This window comes from Allobaculum fili (genome assembly GCF_020969955.1).
Classification (GTDB): domain Bacteria; phylum Bacillota_I; class Bacilli_A; order Erysipelotrichales; family Erysipelotrichaceae; genus Allobaculum; species Allobaculum fili.
In genome coordinates this window covers 1-16251 of the sequence record NZ_JAHDSX010000018.1, presented here as the reverse complement: position 1 = coordinate 16251, position 16251 = coordinate 1, and the positions used below count along the sequence as shown (strand labels likewise).

The 16251-nt window shown below is 50.9% G+C and carries 14 protein-coding genes; 1 reads left to right on the top strand and 13 read right to left on the bottom strand.

The window, feature by feature from the left end:
* Nucleotides 1-120: 120 nt before the first annotated feature.
* Nucleotides 121-2433: an endonuclease MutS2 gene (locus tag Afil_RS05620; RefSeq protein WP_230267590.1), complete on the bottom strand. Its 2313-nt coding sequence runs from the start codon at nt 2431-2433 to the stop codon at nt 121-123.
* A gap of 273 nt (nt 2434-2706) precedes the next feature.
* On the opposite strand from Afil_RS05620, the gene rnhC reads away from it, so the two are divergent.
* Nucleotides 2707-3690 carry a ribonuclease HIII gene (gene rnhC / locus Afil_RS05615; RefSeq protein ID WP_230267589.1) on the top strand — a complete coding sequence of 328 codons (984 nt, stop codon included), beginning with the start codon at nt 2707-2709 and terminating at the stop codon, nt 3688-3690.
* Between the two features lie 344 nt (nt 3691-4034).
* Here rnhC and Afil_RS05610 read toward each other — a convergent pair whose 3' ends face one another.
* The 12 genes from Afil_RS05610 to Afil_RS05555 all read right to left on the bottom strand — a co-directional run.
* Nucleotides 4035-4574, bottom strand: a complete 540-nt coding sequence (locus tag Afil_RS05610; RefSeq protein ID WP_230267588.1) for a deoxycytidylate deaminase — start codon at nt 4572-4574, stop codon at nt 4035-4037.
* Entirely contained in the window at nt 4571-5449 is an 879-nt protein-coding gene (locus tag Afil_RS05605) for an RluA family pseudouridine synthase (protein WP_230267611.1), read from the bottom strand. The genes Afil_RS05610 and Afil_RS05605 overlap by 4 nt, the downstream gene beginning before the upstream one ends.
* A gap of 196 nt (nt 5450-5645) precedes the next feature.
* Nucleotides 5646-6215, bottom strand: a complete 570-nt coding sequence (gene lspA / locus Afil_RS05600; protein ID WP_230267587.1) for a signal peptidase II — start codon at nt 6213-6215, stop codon at nt 5646-5648.
* A 387-nt stretch (nt 6216-6602) separates the two neighbouring features.
* Nucleotides 6603-7148: a flavodoxin family protein gene (locus Afil_RS05595; protein WP_230267586.1), complete on the bottom strand. Its 546-nt coding sequence runs from the start codon at nt 7146-7148 to the stop codon at nt 6603-6605.
* Nucleotides 7149-7374: 226 nt separating this feature from the next.
* On the bottom strand, nt 7375-7869 hold the full coding sequence (locus tag Afil_RS05590; RefSeq protein WP_230267585.1) for a MarR family winged helix-turn-helix transcriptional regulator: 495 nt from the start codon (nt 7867-7869) through the stop codon (nt 7375-7377).
* A gap of 570 nt (nt 7870-8439) precedes the next feature.
* A complete protein-coding gene (locus Afil_RS05585; protein ID WP_230267584.1) occupies nt 8440-10065 on the bottom strand; it encodes an ABC1 kinase family protein in 1626 nt (541 codons plus the stop codon).
* Nucleotides 10052-10366, bottom strand: coding sequence for a hypothetical protein (locus tag Afil_RS05580; RefSeq protein WP_230267583.1), 315 nt, complete (start codon nt 10364-10366; stop codon nt 10052-10054). The genes Afil_RS05585 and Afil_RS05580 overlap by 14 nt, the downstream gene beginning before the upstream one ends.
* A 261-nt stretch (nt 10367-10627) precedes the next feature.
* Nucleotides 10628-11689, bottom strand: coding sequence for a PTS sugar transporter subunit IIC (locus tag Afil_RS05575; RefSeq protein WP_230267582.1), 1062 nt, complete (start codon nt 11687-11689; stop codon nt 10628-10630).
* Between the two features lie 392 nt (nt 11690-12081).
* Nucleotides 12082-13044 (bottom strand): PPK2 family polyphosphate kinase, encoded by a 963-nt coding sequence (locus Afil_RS05570; protein WP_230267581.1) that lies wholly within the window; start codon nt 13042-13044, stop codon nt 12082-12084.
* A gap of 198 nt (nt 13045-13242) precedes the next feature.
* A complete protein-coding gene (locus tag Afil_RS05565; protein WP_230267580.1) occupies nt 13243-14142 on the bottom strand; it encodes a DMT family transporter in 900 nt (299 codons plus the stop codon).
* A 530-nt stretch (nt 14143-14672) separates the two neighbouring features.
* Nucleotides 14673-15521, bottom strand: a complete 849-nt coding sequence (locus Afil_RS05560; RefSeq protein ID WP_230267579.1) for a biosynthetic peptidoglycan transglycosylase — start codon at nt 15519-15521, stop codon at nt 14673-14675.
* Nucleotides 15522-15745: 224 nt separating this feature from the next.
* Nucleotides 15746-16251, bottom strand: a 506-nt coding sequence (locus Afil_RS05555) for a transposase (protein WP_230267578.1), incomplete at its 5' end; no start/stop codon positions are given.

Here is a 16251-nt window from a genome sequence, read left to right as displayed (position 1 = left end):
TCCTTTTTCATTATCAAACGTCTGTGGGACGAAAAAGCGTCCTTTTTCAGTATAGCAAAGCGCGCAATCCCCCGGCTTTGCGAAAGATTGCGCGAAAATCCGACCTGCACTGCAGACGGTTTATTTCAGTTCGACGAGCGTAGCGCCTAGACCGCCGTCGTTAGGTCCGCCGCTGGAAATGCGCTTGACCTGCGGATGGCTCTTGAGATCTTTCCAGACCGCGCTGCGCAACGCGCCGGTACCCATGCCATGAATGATCCGGACGTTTTTAATATTATGGTAAACCGCCTGATCAATATAATGGTCGAGCTCGCGGATGCCTTCTTCGACACGCATGCCGATCAGGTTCAGTTCCATATTGAACGGACGGAAGGAAAGATCCGGACTTTCCTTTTTACGCGGCTGTTTCTGCGCTTTGGGCTTCTTGATCTTTTCGAGCTGATCGACGCTCAGATTGACGCGTCGGCCATTGACCATGACGACAGCCTTATTCTTGCGCACCTGAACGACTTCGCCATGATTGTTGAGGGAGATGACATGGACGTAGTCGCCCGGTTCGATCGTTTCCTGCTTTTCGACCGCCGGCTCTTCGGTTTTCTTCGCGTCGTCGAGCTGACTGAGCTGACCCATTTTCTCGATCTGTTCGTGACTGGCTTTTCCCGTGCTGGCCCGCAGATCGCGCAGGATGGCTTTGGCTTCTTCCTGCTTTTCGTAAAGCATGTCTTCAAGCTGGCGGGCATAGTCGTCGTCGAGACGCTTTTTCATGGACGCCCATTTTTTCTGGTCTTCGTCCGCCTTTTTCTGCAGACGGTGTGCGTCCTTAACGAGCGCGTCGAAGCGGTCTTTCTGCTTCTGTACCTGGGCCTGCTGCTTTTCAAGAACCGACAGCTGCCTGGCGGCTTCGGATTCGTTCTGAGCTTTCAGCTCCCGGGCGCGTTTGAGTACATCTCCGTTCAGCCCGAACTGGCTGGCAATCGGGAACGCGCAGCTCGCGCCGCTGATACCAGGTAAATAGCGATACGTCGGAACAAGTTTCACAGGATCGAATTCCACCGATCCGCACAGCACGCGCGGATTCGTTTTCCCAAAGGCTTTGACCGCGTTGTAATGGGTACTCGTTAAAATCGTAGCCCCGCGATCCATCAGCGCTTCGATGACCGCCTGAGCAAGCGCCGCGCCTTCATCCGGATCCGTTCCGCTGCCGATTTCATCGAGCAGAACGAACGTATGTTCGTTGGCTTTCTTAATGATTTTCGCGATTTTGGAAATGTGCGACGAGAACGTCGACAAGTTGTTTTCGATCGACTGCTCATCGCCGACATCGAAATAAAACTGTTCGTAAATGGGAAGCATAGCCCGATGGGCGCTGACCGGAAAGCCGCACTGCGCAAGAAGAATAAAGAGCGCGATCGTCTTGAGCGTAACGGTCTTGCCGCCCATGTTCGATCCGGTAATCATCAGACAGTCCTGTTCATCGCTCAGCGCATACGAGTTGGCGACTGCGGTTTTCGCATCCAGCAGCGGATGTACCGCGTGATCGATATGCAGCGCGTGGCTCATGCCCTGCAGCGTCGGAATGCATCCGTCGTGCAGCTGCATCCAACGTGCTTTGGCCAGAGCCGTATCGATAATTTCGAGCGTTTCGTCGTTGGACAGAAGCGCCTTGGCGTTTGCGCCGACTTTGCGGCTGAGCTCCTTGCAGATGCGCTTCTTTTCTTCTTCGATTTCGTTTTCCAGACTGGCTGCCGCGTTATTGAGCGTCGCCAGCGCGTCTGGTTCTACGTAGCTTCCGGCCCCGGACTGGCTCGTTCCATGGACGATGCCGCCAAACTTATACTTGTCGGCCGCCTTGACCAGAACGCAGAGGCGTCCTCCGGAATACACCGTCATCGTATCGACCAGCGAAGACGAATGCGCCTGAATGAACTTTTTGGCTGCAGCCGACAGATCGGCTTTCGTCTGCACCAGCTGACGGCTCAGGTTCTGCAGGCGGGCGCTCGCATCCGGTCGAATCGATCCGGAAAGATCGATCGCTTCATCGATGTCCGCCGCCAGGGAAGACAGGTTGGCCAGCGTAGAGGCCAGATCCGAAAGCATCGGTTCCTTTTCGGGCGAAAACGCCTTGGCCGCGGTCTGCGACGCCGTAATAAACAGTGAAATTTCCAGCAGTTCGCTGCCGTTCAGCGCGATGCCCTTTTTGGCCAGCTTGACGGATTTTGTGATGTCGCCAAGTCCGCCTAACGAAAGCTCCTGCCCATCCTGCAAAAACGCAAAGGCTTCTGCGCAAAGATCCAGCTGACGCCGAACGACTGCCGTCGATTTGAGCACTCTTGCGTCTTTTAAATGGGCTGCGGTTTTGGGCGAAGCCGCCAGGCTGGCAAACTGCTCCAGTACCGCCGGCATATCGATGGCATTCCAGTTATCTACGTACATATCCGTCCCTCTCTTTCCTTCTAAATTCCGCAATGGAATTCGTTGTTTCTTTGCATAAATTCAGTATTTACTGCAGAGTCCTGTCGACTCTGGTTTCTGTGAAATCTTTTCTTTCAGCCTGCACCCGATCCGCTGATCCGCAGATACGCGTAAAAGCGACTGGGATCGGCATTGTATCGTCCGTCTTTTGCACGAGGAAATACAGCTTTCCTCTGCAGGGAAGGCCCGGCGGTCCGGAAACGGCCGCAATCCCTGTAATGATACAATAGGAACATGGCAACTGTTGTACGAACCATGAGCTCGAGCCAGATCGAGACTCTCCACAAAAAACTCAAACCGCTCTCCAAAGCGAAAAATCTTCCCTCTTACGCGGCCTGGTCGATTTATGTCCTGGATTCTTCCGGGAAAAAAGTCGTCGTGACCGCCTATACGTCCGGTAAAGTCGTCATTCAGGGCGGTGATATCGACTGGGTCGTCAGTGTCGCCGATGACATTTTAGGAAAAGACGAATCCAGCGGACGGTTTTCGGCCGCAGAACTTGACGATGTCCCACGGGTCCGTCCCGCGTCGAATTCGTCTTCTGCAGGTCACGGGTCCAAAGCCAATGTTTTCCCGCAGGCCGGCAGCGATGAAGTCGGCACCGGCGATTACATGGGCCCGGTTACCGTCGCTGCGGTAATCGTCCCGGACCAGGAATGTGCCGCGAAGCTGCACGCGATGGAAATTACCGATTCCAAGAAAATGACCGACGCGCGCATTCTTGAAGTGGCCCCGCAAATTGAAGCGATGGTTCCCCATTCCATCGTTATTTTACAAAATGCCCAATACAATCGCATACGCGAGGAAAAAGGCTATAACCTCAACAAGATGAAAGCCATGATGCACAATCAGGTGTACCTGAATCTGCAGAAAAAAGGCTATGCCCTGCCTGAACTTTGCGTGATCGACCAGTTCTGCATTCCGCGCACGTACTATAGCTATCTGGCGCAGGAGAAAAACGTCATTCGCACCATTCATTTTGAGACGAAGGCGGAATCGCATTATATCGCGGTTGCGGCCGCTTCGGTACTCGCCCGCTACGCCTTTTTAAAAGTCTGGGAACAGCTCGAGGCGAAAGCCGGGATGCCGCTGGAAAAAGGCGGTGGAGACAAAGCCACCCAGAGCGCCAGAAAGCTCATGGCGAAAATTGGAAAAGAGCGCATGCCGGAATTTGTCAAAATGCATTTCGTCAATTCCCAGAAAATCGGCCTGGTCTAAGCCCGCAGTACATCCAGAACGTCTCCCTCTTTTGGAACCGTTCTGGATTTTCTTTTGCCCAGAATGCGTGCGGGAAAATCAAAAATCCGATAATTCAAAAATTTGAAAATTCAAAAATCCCGAAATTTGAAAATTCCAGAAGAATCCAAAACGTGAATTCCGCGCAAAAAGAGCGAGCGCGCAGGCATTATCGCCTGCGCGCTGTATGGATGGAAACGGATAGTTTTAAGGGCATCGGTTTCGTTTGTTTCGTCTATTCATCTGGATCTGTTCGGCGTCTGTTTTTATCCGACTGCTTTGTGAACGAGCAGATCGATTTCAGCAGATCTCCATCCAGACAAATCTTACTTCCTGCAGTCCGGGCAGCCGCACTCGCGGGAGCCGTCCTCAGCACAGCGGTCCTGGCCTTCTTCGATGCGGGCATCGATATGGACCTGATAGGGCAGCTGAATGAGTTCAATCCCGGCATCCTGGAACATGCGCTTGCTGGCGATGTTGCCTTCGCTGCCGCAGTACTTGTCCGATTCGTATACGACGCGGGTGATGCCGGACTGAATGATCGCCTTCGCGCATTCGTTGCACGGAAAGAGCGATACATACAGGGTACAGCCCGCCAGCGACTGAATGGAGTTGAGAATGGCATTCAGTTCCGCGTGCACGACAAAGGGATACTTTGTTTCCAGAAACTGGCCTTCCCGCTCCCAGGAGTAGACGTCGTCATCGCAGCCGCGCGGAAAGCCGTTGTAGCCCATGCCTACCACGCGCTTTTGCGGATTGACGATGCAGGCGCCGACCTGCGTGTTGGGATCTTTGGAACGGAAGGCGGCCAGATGGGCCATCGCCATGAAATACTGATCCCAGCTCAGTACCGAACGTTCTCTCATGCGTTTGCTGCTTCCTTTTCCAGCTCAGCCAGAACTTTTGCGAACGTCGGATCGAGCGGCGCTTCAAAATGCATCTTTTCTTTCGTACGCGGATGGATCAGCTCGAGCTGCATCGCGTGCAGCAGCTGTCCGCCCGCTTCAATCGTTTTTCTCGGACCGTATTTCGTGTCGCCGGCAACCGGATGCTGGATATAGGCCATGTGTACGCGAATCTGGTGGGTACGACCGGTTTCCAGCGAACATTCGATGTAGGCGTAGTCCTTGAAGTTTTCCAGAACGGTAAAGTGCGTTACGGCCGGTTTCGAGTTTTTCGCTGTTACCGCCATTTTCTGGCGGTCTTTTTCATCGCGGCCGATCGGCGCGTCGACGGTTCCGATCGTATGCGAGAACGGATGATGGACGATGGCGCGGTAAATGCGGCGCAGGCTCTTGTCCTGCAGCTGGGCTGCGAGAGATTCGTGCGCCATGTCGTTTTTGGCCACAACGAGCAAACCCGAAGTGTCCTTATCAATACGGTGCACAATGCCCGGACGCTTTACGCCGTTAATGCCGGACAGATCCTTGCAATGGTAGAGCAGACCATTGACCAGCGTATGTTCCATATGGCCAGGGGCAGGATGGACAACCATGCCTTTGGGCTTATTGATGACGATGATGTCTTCGTCTTCGTAGACGATATCGAGATCCATTTTCTCCGGAAGAACTTCCAGACTCTGTGCAGGCGGCATATGGATTTCGAGAATATCCCCTTCCTGCATTTTCCGGCTGGCTTTAACGCTGCGGTCGGAAAGTTTGACACGATCTTCTTCAAGAAGGGACGCGGTGCGCGTACGGCTAAGATCAAGGACTTTGCAGATGTACTTGTCCAGACGCATACCGGCATCTTCCTTACTGCAGGTCAGCGTGATCTGCTGGGAACCGTCGTCCAGATCGACGGTCTGAATCGAATCGGATGCATCGAGATCGTCTTCGAAGTTTACGTCGGTCATAACTTCAGGGGGTGTATTGACCGCATAAAGTGTCTCTTCGACGTTTTCGCTGTTTTTTTCTTCCTGTGGCTTTGGATCCATATTATTTGGACTGACTGGATTTGCTGGATTCATTGAACGCTTTCCTCTCTTTCCATTCCTCGACCAGAACGATCACAATGAGCAGCGCGACGCCGATGGTCAGGCAGACGTCGGCCACGTTAAAGACCGCGAAGGGCGATCCGAAAATATAAAAGCGGAAGAAGTCGCGGACATAGCCGAGCGTCATGCGGTCGATCAGGTTGCCGAGGGCGCCTGCCGCAATCAGAGACAGGGCGAATTCCACTTTCGTACTATCGGTTTTCATAAAATAATACGCGATGACGCAAAGGGCGACAGTCGTGAGAATTCCGAAAAATCCCATCGAGACGCCGGTCATGCTGGAAAAGGCCGCTCCAAAGTTTCGTAAGTACGTCAGTTCAAAGAAACCTGGAATAACTTCAATCATGCCGTTGAGGGGAATGCTTTTAACAATGGCCCATTTGGTCCACTGATCGAGGCCGACCATCAGAACGATGATCAGAGCCCCGACCCCTAAAGCGGGCAGTTTCTTTTTCAGTTTTTGTTTTCGCGTCAGTTTATCGTTGTTCGCAGTGTGAGCTGGCTGTTCCATAGACAGGACCTCCCTTTCGATTAAAAACTTTCTTATGTGTATACAGGCTGTATCATGCTCATTTTTGGCATGCGTTTTTATGGATTGCACTTAGTTTTATCGTACGCGCATTCCTTTTGAAAAAGGATCGCACGCCTGAATGAACTGCAGGTTAAAGTCGGGTACGGGACAGTATGATGTTGCTTTAATCCCGCGCAAGCGTGCCTTAATCACAGCCTGTATCATCTTACCGGTTCTTCTGCTCGGAACGCAAAAGAACCGAACCGCGCAGGACGGTTCGGCTGTCTGTTTCTGAATGGGATTTAAATTCTATTTGAAGACGTTTCCGAACGGCTTTTGGAAGGAAAAGCAGGTTCAAAATCGACCCGTCAAAAAAGAGAAGCCGGTTTATTCTTCTTGAGCATCCGAGTCTTTTTTTAAGGCGTCGAGAATGGGAAGGATGTATTTCGGGTTGGTCACATCGTACGTTTTAACGATCAGCCGGGCCATTAACGCCTGAGGTTCGGTCTTGTTTTTCTTTGCGAGAAACGTGCGGATGAACAGTTTCATCATCGCTTTGGAAGACGCGGGCAGTTTTTCCAGGTTAAAACCGCCGGGGCAGTAAAAAATATCCTTTACGTTGTGTTCTTCAAAAGCGCGCAGACACTTTTTGCGAAGCCGCTTCACTTCCTCGTTTTCGGACGGACTGGCGCCGACAATATACAGAATCCGTTTCTGATCAGGACAGGTCGGCAAATTGTCCTTCAACCAGTGGAGATCATGAAGATAGCCTCCGCTGATCCAGCTTCCAAAAACGATGGCCTCATACTGCGATAAATCTTCGGTACTGGCGGCTGACACGTCCAGGCAGTCCGCATGGGCTGCCGAAGCAATCCAATTCGCATAGCGCTTGGTAAAGCCCGTCTGCGAACTATAAATGACAGGTGTTTTCATAACTTTTTCCTGTAATACGAAATTCCTGTTCGGGCGGATCATTTCCCTGTTTTCCTGTTTCAGGAAAAATCCGTCGCATCCTTTTCTACTCTTTTAAGGAAAGGCTTTTGGATTCCGGTTTCCTTTTTTCCTGGGGCAGAAGATTCCCCGTTTTCTGGTGCAGGAAGAAACCGGCTATTTCCAGAGTCTGGTTCTGAAAAAAGCCTTTTTACCCGGTTCTGTCTTTTTACGAATCGGCTTCCTTTTCCATTTCTTCCTCGATTTCATCGATCCGGTTCTGGAGTCGATGGAGCAGATGAAAGAGCGTTTCGACTTCTTCGTCCGTAAAAATTTCAAACAGCGCTTCACGCTCCTGCGGGCAGACTGGGAAGTAGCTGTCGTGGAACGCGCCGTCCTGATCGGTTGGATACAGGCAGACGGAGCGCTGATCTTCCGGGTTTGGCTGCAGCGTGACATAGCCTTTTTTCACCAGCACATCGGCCAGCTTTTTGACATTCTGTCTGGAACAGCCCAGTAATTTAGCAAGCTGCGTAAAGGTCATCGGTTCCTTGGAATAGCGAACGATCGCCAGAAGGATGATCTGTTTCAGGGAAAGGTCGGGAACGGACTGATCAAACAGCGTCTGGAGCCGGTTGGCGGTAATCAGCAGCATACAGAAGATAAACATTTTCTGGGTTTCTGCTGAGCCGTACAGTTTTTTGATCATTTCTTCCGAATTCATAGTTGTCTCCTGATTGGCAACTTGTTACCGAATATATTAGCAACTTGTTGCGTACTTGGGCACAGAAAGGTGAAAACGCTTTTCGAATATTGAAATTTCACCAGGAATTGTGCCTGTTCTCATCTTTTATCCATTGGTTTTTGCCTCCGGAAATGGCCTCGTTCAGTACGTTCGAACAATATGAATCGATCATTCTTCCCTGTCTGCACAAAGTGCCAGGCTGTCGATCCTATCGACGGGTGCGGTTTGGAAATTTCACTTACAGAACCCTATGGATTCAAGAAAGCCGGTACGGTCAAAAAGCAATCGCGTATTTATCCATTTTCGTTGTCACAATCCGCAATGGCAAGACATTTTCCGCCGTTTTTGACAAAATTTTCATCCCCATGGGATACCCATTGTTTTGGAAACTGATCAAAGACACAATTCTTTCCCGATTTTCGCCATGCACCAGGCCAGACCAGGACACCTCCAAAGCATCAAATACGGCCAAGTCGAAAATCCAGACGCGATCCAGTACAATTCGGACAGATTGCGAAGAACCAAATCGAGAAGGCAGAGAAAAACCGGCTAGAACAGCCGGTTTCCGTTTTTTCGATTGAACAGCATTTTGTAAAAGAGCCACAGGCTCAGGCAGAACGAAATAAAGAATCCCGCCAGACCCAGCACCGGAATGCCAAGCAGCTGCGGTTTCATGCCCGTCGTACAAATGATGGAACTGCCCATCAGCAGCGCCGCAATGAGAATGCAGACGACAAGGCGGTCCACCAGATGACTGATCTGGGGCATCAGATGATCGAGATCCGAAATTTTGATGCCGACCTGAAGACGGCCTTTCTGCAGCAAGGATAACGTTCGATCCAGCCGAACCGGCATGTGCGTGAGCGCCTTCAGTCCCGCATAGCTTTCCTTTAAGAAGGTGCTGATTTCCTTGTTCCAGTCGATCTGATCAAGCGTTTTTCCTTCGCTGGAAATGTATTCCAGCATATTCACCTGATCGTCGAGATCTTTGAGTGTCCCCTGAATGGTCACCATCGACCGGGCAAGCATCGTAATCGAGCTTGGCAGCCGTATGGAATAGCGCTGACAGATTTCAATGGCCTCCGTCACCATCACTCCCAGGTCCAGATCTGAAAACGACTGGTTGATGTAGCGGTTTAAATACGTTTCAAGCGCGTTGGAAAAGCCGATGTAGTCGAGATCTTCCGGCGGAATGCCGATATTGAGAATCGCGTCGCAAAGCCGTGGCAGATCGCGCTGCGCCAGCGCGTCCAGTGCTTCGCTCATCTGCTGGGCCTGTCCGCGCGTCAGCTCGCCCATCATGCCAAAATCAAGCCAGACGATTTTATCGTCGACAATTTTCAGGTTTCCTGAATGCGGATCCGCATGGAAAAAGCCGTGCTCAATAACCTGGTCAATGAAGTTCATGCCCAGTTTCATCGCGATTTCCTTACGGGAATAGCCTTCTTCTTCAAGTGCCGGATAGTTGTCGATTTCGATGCCGTCGATTTCTTCCATCACCAGCATGTTCTGTCTCGTATACTGCGAATATATTTTCGGGATATGCAGGTAAGGAACGTCATCGTTTTCCGCCCCAAAGCGAATCGCGTTGGCCGCCTCATGACGGAAATCCATTTCTTCCTGCGCCGTTTTCCAGAACTCGTCGATGACGTCATCGAGATTGACCAGACCGGAAATGACCTGATCGAGAGAAATCAGCTTTGCGGCTTTTTTCATCATTTTGACATCGACCTGCATCTGTTCGTAAATGCCCGGCCGCTGCACTTTGATGACGACTTTGTCTCCATCTGGCGTGATCGCCTCATGGACCTGGGCCATACTGGCGGAACCTAAGGGCTTTTCGTCGATGTACGAAAAGATCTGATCGATCGGCTTTCCATACGCCCTTTCAATTTCTTCCTTGACCACCGCATACGGCATCGGATTCACATCCGAGCGCAGCTTTTCCAGTTCCTTGGCATACTCCTTAGGCAGCAGATCCGTACGCGAAGACATGATCTGGCCCAGTTTGACATACGTCGGACCGAGATCTTCAAAAATCTCGCGCAGCTTAACCGGGGTGATGCCCTGCTGGACATGGTGCCGGCTTAAGACTTTGACAATCTGCGCAAAGCGCTCGCCCGAAGAAACGAGCTTTGTGGAACTGGAAGATGAATTTGTGCTATTGGTCGCCATTTTTCTGTTCCTGGTCTGCCGAAGACGAGGCAGACGATGCAGAAGAAGAAGCCGTCGATTCGGCGGATTGGGAAGAAGCGGAAGAAGCGCCGGCTTGTCCCACAGGACCGCTTTCCTGACGGAATTCGGTGGATACCGAATGGGAATCGCTCATGACTTTCGCGGATGTTCGATGCAGCGGGGTATTCAAGTCGACTTCGGATTCGGTCGCGTTTTTGGTAATTTGGATTGCAAACGAGGGCAGCGGGATATGCAGAGAAATATCGATCGCCCAGTCGTTTTTCTGCTTGATTTTAAACATATACAGATTTTAGCACAGGCCCATTCCCCGCCCGGAAGCCATGTCCAAATCGTTCGTCCCCGGCAGGAATAAAACGAAAGCGAATACCGATACCGCTGTCTTCAGAGCCCAAAAAGAAAAGCCGGACGACCCGGCTTTTTATGTGTCTGAATTGAATATTGAATAAGAGTAAACTGGCAAAATCATGCGCGAAGGATCCGACCAGAGTGAATTTCATACGGAATTCCATCCAGAACTGGATGGTATAGCAATCGCTGTCGATCAGACGTCAAGCTTGAGATCTTCATTGGTGTACCAGCCAAGTTTTAAGAACAGATGATGGAAGAGCAGCGTGAAGATGGCGGGAAGAATGAACGAAATCAGGATCAGTGCCGTCCAGTCCATGAAACCGATGGAAGCACGAAGGCCTTCGGAAATTTCCGTCATCCAGCCGGTGAATACGCCGATCTGTCCGACCAGACCGCAGGTGCCCATGCCAGAAGAAATGGCGGCGCCGTTCATCTGTAAATTGAACAGGCAGGTGGCGATTGGACCGGTAATGGCGCTGGCCAGAATCGTCGGCAGCCAGATGACTGGCTTGCGTACGATATTGCCCATCTGCAGCATCGAAGTTCCCAGCCCCTGGGCAAAAAGACCGGACCATTTATTGACCGCGAAACTCATGACCGCAAATCCGACCATCTGCGCGCAGCAGCCAGCCAGGGCAGCGCCGCCAGCCAGACCGGTTAACGAAAGCGCAGCACAGATTGCGGCCGAACTGATCGGCAGCGTCAGGAAGATGCCCATCAGTACCGAAACGATGACACCCATTAAAAAGGGCTGAAGTTCGGTAGCCCACATGATCATGCCGCCAAGCGCGGTCGCCCCGCTGCCGATCGCAGGCGCGAAGGCAATCGAAAGCAGAGCACCGATGCAGATTGTAACGAAGGGCGTAACGAGAATATCGACACGGGTTTCCTTGGAAACGAGCTTGCCGCATTCGCAGGCGATGACCGCCACCACGTAAACTGCAAGCGGACCGCCGGCTCCGCCTAGGGCGTCCGCCGCATAGCCGACCGCAAGGAGCGAAAACAGTACAAGGTTTGGCGCGTGAAGGGAAACGCCGATGGCTCCGGCCATCGCCGGCCCTTTGACCGCCGTCGCGTACGAGCCGATTTCCGCGAGAATCGGCAGATTGAGCAGGGTTCCCATCGTATTAAGAATGGTTCCCATTAACAGAGAGGCGAAAAGTCCCTGGGCCATGGCGGAAAGGGCATCGATTCCATACCGTTTGGCAGAAATCTGAACGTCCTTTTTGGCCAGGAATGCAGCAGCAGAACTCATGATTTATTTTTCCTCAACTTTCCTGTAATTGCTCAAAGTATAGGAAGAATCGTGTTTTCGTACAATGCGAATCGAAACCGTACACCTTGAAAAATCCCAAAACTTTGCAGTTTTATGGGATTTTTCTTTCGTGAATGCGCTTGCATGAATCCCCTCGTTTTCGGATCTGTTTTCCTATGAATCCAGCAGGAATATGAAACGCAAAACCGGATCTTCTACTGTATTTCTTTGTATTTCTCCCTCCACTTTCTGTCTGCTTTTACCGCCTTCTCGGACTGTTTTCTGAAAGCGGATCTTCCCTCCTCTTCGCTTTCCCAGAGAAAAAGCGAGTCCCGGATCGAAGATATTCTTCGAACGATGGACTCGCTGTTTTTTTCTATATCCAAACTGGATTACGCGTTGAGCGATTTCTGTTCTTTCAGATCGTCCGTAACTTTTTCATCGGCCGCTTTGACTTCATCGGCATCGGCGACAAAGCTTTTGGCTTCCTGCCCGTTTTTCTCATTGAGCAGAGCCTGCTTGTAAAACGCGAGACGGTCGATCTGTTCCTTGGATAGCTGCGGATACTTCGGATCGATGTTCTCAAGCGCTTTTAAGATCGCTTCACTGACGAGATAGCGAGCAAACCATTTCTGATCTGCCGGAATGACATACCACGGACAGTGCTTGGTCGCGGTGACGTTGATCGCGTCTTCGTAAGCGTGCGTGTAATCGTCCCACAGGGCCCGTTCCGAAAGATCGGCTTCGGAGAACTTCCAGTTTTTCTCCGGTCGATCGATGCGTTCCAAAAAGCGTTCTTTCTGTTTCTTCGCGGAAACGTTCAGGAAGATTTTTACAATCTGGTAGCCGTTCTGGTACAGGTATTCCTCAAAGCCGCAAATCTGAGAATAGCGGCGTTCAATAATATCCTTATTTTTAATCGAAGCCGGCAGGTTGTAGTTTTTCCAGAGCTCACGCACTTTAACGATCAGCACATCTTCATAGTATGAGCGATTGAAAATAGCGATTTTGCCCCGAGCCGGCAGTGCCTTATTGAAGCGCCAGAGAAAATCGTGGGAAAGATCTTCATGTGTCGGGGATTTAAAGCTGTAGACATCCACGCCCTGCGGATTGACACCGCTCATGACATGCTTGATCGTTCCATCCTTGCCTGCGGCATCCCGCGCCTGAATCAAAATGATCAGACCGGCGCTTCCATCCGCATACAGCTTATCCTGCAGCTGCTGGATCTGAAGCTGGTTGGCGGCCGTTCGGGCAATGATTTCCTCTTTCTTTTTCTTATACGCACCCGCCTGACAGGAAACATCCGAAAGGTGAAGTGCTTCTTTTCCATTGTATTTATAGGACTTGAGCATAATAGGCCCTTCTTTCTGGTTTCAGTATAGACAGGCGAACGAACGGCTTTTTGTCGTTTGCCCAAAGGGTGTAAAAAAGCGCATGCCCAAACGACATGTGCCCAAAATCAAAAACATGGAAAACGTCTCCAGAATTCCGCGTTTCAGCCTTTTAAAAAGACAGACAGGAGTACGAAGCAACGGAAGCTGCCCGACCTTTTAAATGCTGGTCTGGGTTGGCGGATTGATCTTCTTTTTAAGCAGATGCAACTCGATCCAGCCGCGTCCTTCGACCATGAGTATGGCTGTAAAGATCAGCAGGCCGCCGGTTACCATCATGACGGACGGAACCTGATGCAAAATCAGAAAGCTGAAAATGTTGGCCCAGAGACTTTCCGTCCCCATTAAAATGGAAGCCGCCGCGCAGGATGTGTATTTCTGCGCCGTCGTCTGCATCAGATAGCACAGGAATGTCGACAGGCAGACTGTATACGCCAGAGAACCGATCGTTTCCATCGAAATCTGCGCCGGCCACGGTTCAAGCAGACCAAACGGAATGGCCAGAACCGCCGCGGTGCTTAGCTGCAGCGCGTTGACAACCGCAACCGAAAGGTGTTCGGACCGGCCAAGCGCGACAATCTGTGCCGCGAAGAAAACCGAACAGCCCAGCGAAAGCAGATCGCCCCAGCGAAGACCGAAGCTGCCGCTGCTCAAGGAAAGAAAGCCGATGCCCGCCATGCAGACTAAAGAGGCGCAAAGAACGAGCCCATCCGGTTTCTGTTTCCAGACAATCCAGGCCAGATACGGAACGAGAACCACATTGACCGACGTCAGAAACGCGTTCATTCCCGGTTCGGTCAGATTGATGCCAAACGTCTGCAGCGCAAAGGCGATGTACAGAAAGCATCCCGAAATCAGACCCGTTTTCATGGCTTCCTTCTGTACTTTTTCCCGTTTGACCAGAACTGGAATCCAGGCGAGCAGCGCTGCCCCGGCAAATCGAATGAGAAGCATCTGAAACGGTGTAAATGTCTTTAACGCGAAATCCGTAGCAATAAATCCCCCGCCCCAGATCACGCCGATCAGCAGGCAGAGCAGGTTCGCGGTTTTCTTATTCATGAAACAATCCAACCTCCTAAAACGATGGCCGACTTTTCAGGCCAGTCCGCTTTATTGAATCACGTTTGCGGCCTTCCATTTGAAAAAGATCGAGAAACCCACAAAACCGATCGGGTTTTGATCACTTCTGCGTAAAACCAGACCGATTGGTTTTTTCAGTCTTACTCGCTTTACCGATCCTGCCTTTCGGATTAAATCCAGTAATTTCTCAGAACCATCTCCGGATTCGCTTAAGTCATTTGTGAATTATCGCCTGTCCGATCCATAGAAATAGATAGAACCTTGCCGAAACAGCCCCTCTATTTCTTCAAAAGGCACCGTCCTGATCAAGGTCCTTCCAGAACGCGCCAAAGAAAAACAGCGTTCCTGCTTTTTGGATTCAGAAGCGCTGTTCGATATTTCTGTTTGATGGATTTCAATCCTTTTCTACCCTTCCAATGGAAAGACCAAAACGGACAGGGAAATCGAATGCGGTGTGGCAAATTGCGGTATGGAAAGACCGCAAAAAATCAAATACAGAACGGAGCTGGCTACGCCAGGGTCGCCGCCTGCAGCAGAGATGGATCGGCATACGCCATCCAGACAGGAAGCGCCATCTGCGGTTCCGGTTCATCGAGGGAAACGATCGAATAATCCATCGTTTCTTCTGCAGAAGCCGGTTCGATATACTGGTCGATGCCGCAGTCCTGCTCGTAAATCGCATCCGCCTGCTCCTGGGTAATCATGTCGTTGCGAACCATCGCCCGCAGAACAATTTCCTGTTTGGCTTTGGCAGCATCGAAATGAACGAGCGGGTTTAACGCCGAGGGCGACTGCGGAATTCCTGCCAGCAGTGTCGCCTGCGCGTCCGTCAGCTCCCACGGTTCGACGCCAAAGTAGCCGTTGGCTGCCTGGCGAATGCCATGGAAGTTGTTTCCATAGTTAATGATGTTCACATAGAGGGAAAGGATCTGATCTTTCGTGCAGATTTTATCGAGACGGGTCGCCAGTACGATTTCACCGGCTTTCCATACCGGGGTACCGTCATACTGTCCATACAGGTTTTTCACCGTCTGCATATCGATCGTGGAACCGCCCGATTTAGGCATCCAGGGGACGATCTGGGAAAGGCCTGCGCGAATCAGCGCTTTCAGATCCACCGCCTGATGACTGTAAAAATGCGCATCTTCGACCGCAATCGTCGCCTGATACAGCATAGGGGAAACTTCTTCGTACGGCGTATAGCCGGGCATTGCCTCGGCCCGATCCACCAGCGAAGAGAGAGATTCTCTGGATTCAAATTCATTGGCGGTATAGATTCCCATGCCAAAGAAGATCACGGTTCCCGCCAGCGCTGCAAACACGGTCAGGCTGAGAACCCATTTCAGAAGCTTTTTCAATCTTATCGCCTCCTTTAGTGCAACCAGATCTATCCCCGTTTTTCACAGGAAACCGATCGTCCTATCCCGTTTTATAAAACGGGAAGTTTTATTTTAAGCGTCTTATCTGGCTGTGTCCTAAGTTTAGCATGATCAAATTGCGGGATTCATGGCTTCGCCTTTAGTTTGCCTTGCATCCCTGTAAGGCTGGTGTCACCTGCCCGCCCTTCCCTCTTTCTTTTGGTTCAATGAAAAATTTTGTGGGATTTGGGATTCCTGATTGATGGGTTTCTTGAAGCATCGATGATCTTAAGAAAGAAATACCCATCATCCTTGAAACCGTAAGCTTGTCGTCTTACGGTCTTGATCTTGTTATTCATGCCTTCAATCTTTCCTGAAGATATCCCAAAAATGGTATGTGAAAGGATCCCTTCGTAATGGTTCTCGATTAGTCGCGCAAACCATTTAAAGTGCTTTTTTTTCGTTCCTTTGCACGTGTCAATCAGTGAATTCAGCAGCTGCACCATCTCCTCTGGATCTGAGCATTTGAAGGCTCTTTCCAGCTGGTCTTTTACCAGATCGCAGGTCATGAAGAGAGAGTTCACTTTGAGTAGTTCGTTGTAACGTTTGACAAAACCTGTTTTGGCAAGAACTGGCTTTAACCCAAACAAGGTGTTCTCGCCACCCATCATGGCTCCAGCCTTCCCTTTTGCATCTTTGGAAGCCAGCGTTGCCTTAGAAGACATCAGAA

Coding starts and splice junctions, on each gene's coding strand:
- Afil_RS05605 (WP_230267611.1), bottom strand. CDS start 5,449: ATGCGTCTGGACAAGTACATCTGCAAAGTCCTTGATCTTAGCCGTACG.
- Afil_RS05570 (WP_230267581.1), bottom strand. CDS start 13,044: ATGCTCAAGTCCTATAAATACAATGGAAAAGAAGCACTTCACCTTTCG.
- Afil_RS05590 (WP_230267585.1), bottom strand. CDS start 7,869: ATGAATTCGGAAGAAATGATCAAAAAACTGTACGGCTCAGCAGAAACC.
- Afil_RS05585 (WP_230267584.1), bottom strand. CDS start 10,065: ATGGCGACCAATAGCACAAATTCATCTTCCAGTTCCACAAAGCTCGTT.
- Afil_RS05575 (WP_230267582.1), bottom strand. CDS start 11,689: ATGAGTTCTGCTGCTGCATTCCTGGCCAAAAAGGACGTTCAGATTTCT.
- lspA (WP_230267587.1), bottom strand. CDS start 6,215: ATGGAACAGCCAGCTCACACTGCGAACAACGATAAACTGACGCGAAAA.
- Afil_RS05595 (WP_230267586.1), bottom strand. CDS start 7,148: ATGAAAACACCTGTCATTTATAGTTCGCAGACGGGCTTTACCAAGCGC.
- Afil_RS05565 (WP_230267580.1), bottom strand. CDS start 14,142: ATGAATAAGAAAACCGCGAACCTGCTCTGCCTGCTGATCGGCGTGATC.
- rnhC (WP_230267589.1), top strand. CDS start 2,707: ATGGCAACTGTTGTACGAACCATGAGCTCGAGCCAGATCGAGACTCTC.
- Afil_RS05580 (WP_230267583.1), bottom strand. CDS start 10,366: ATGTTTAAAATCAAGCAGAAAAACGACTGGGCGATCGATATTTCTCTG.
- Afil_RS05610 (WP_230267588.1), bottom strand. CDS start 4,574: ATGAGAGAACGTTCGGTACTGAGCTGGGATCAGTATTTCATGGCGATG.
- Afil_RS05620 (WP_230267590.1), bottom strand. CDS start 2,433: ATGTACGTAGATAACTGGAATGCCATCGATATGCCGGCGGTACTGGAG.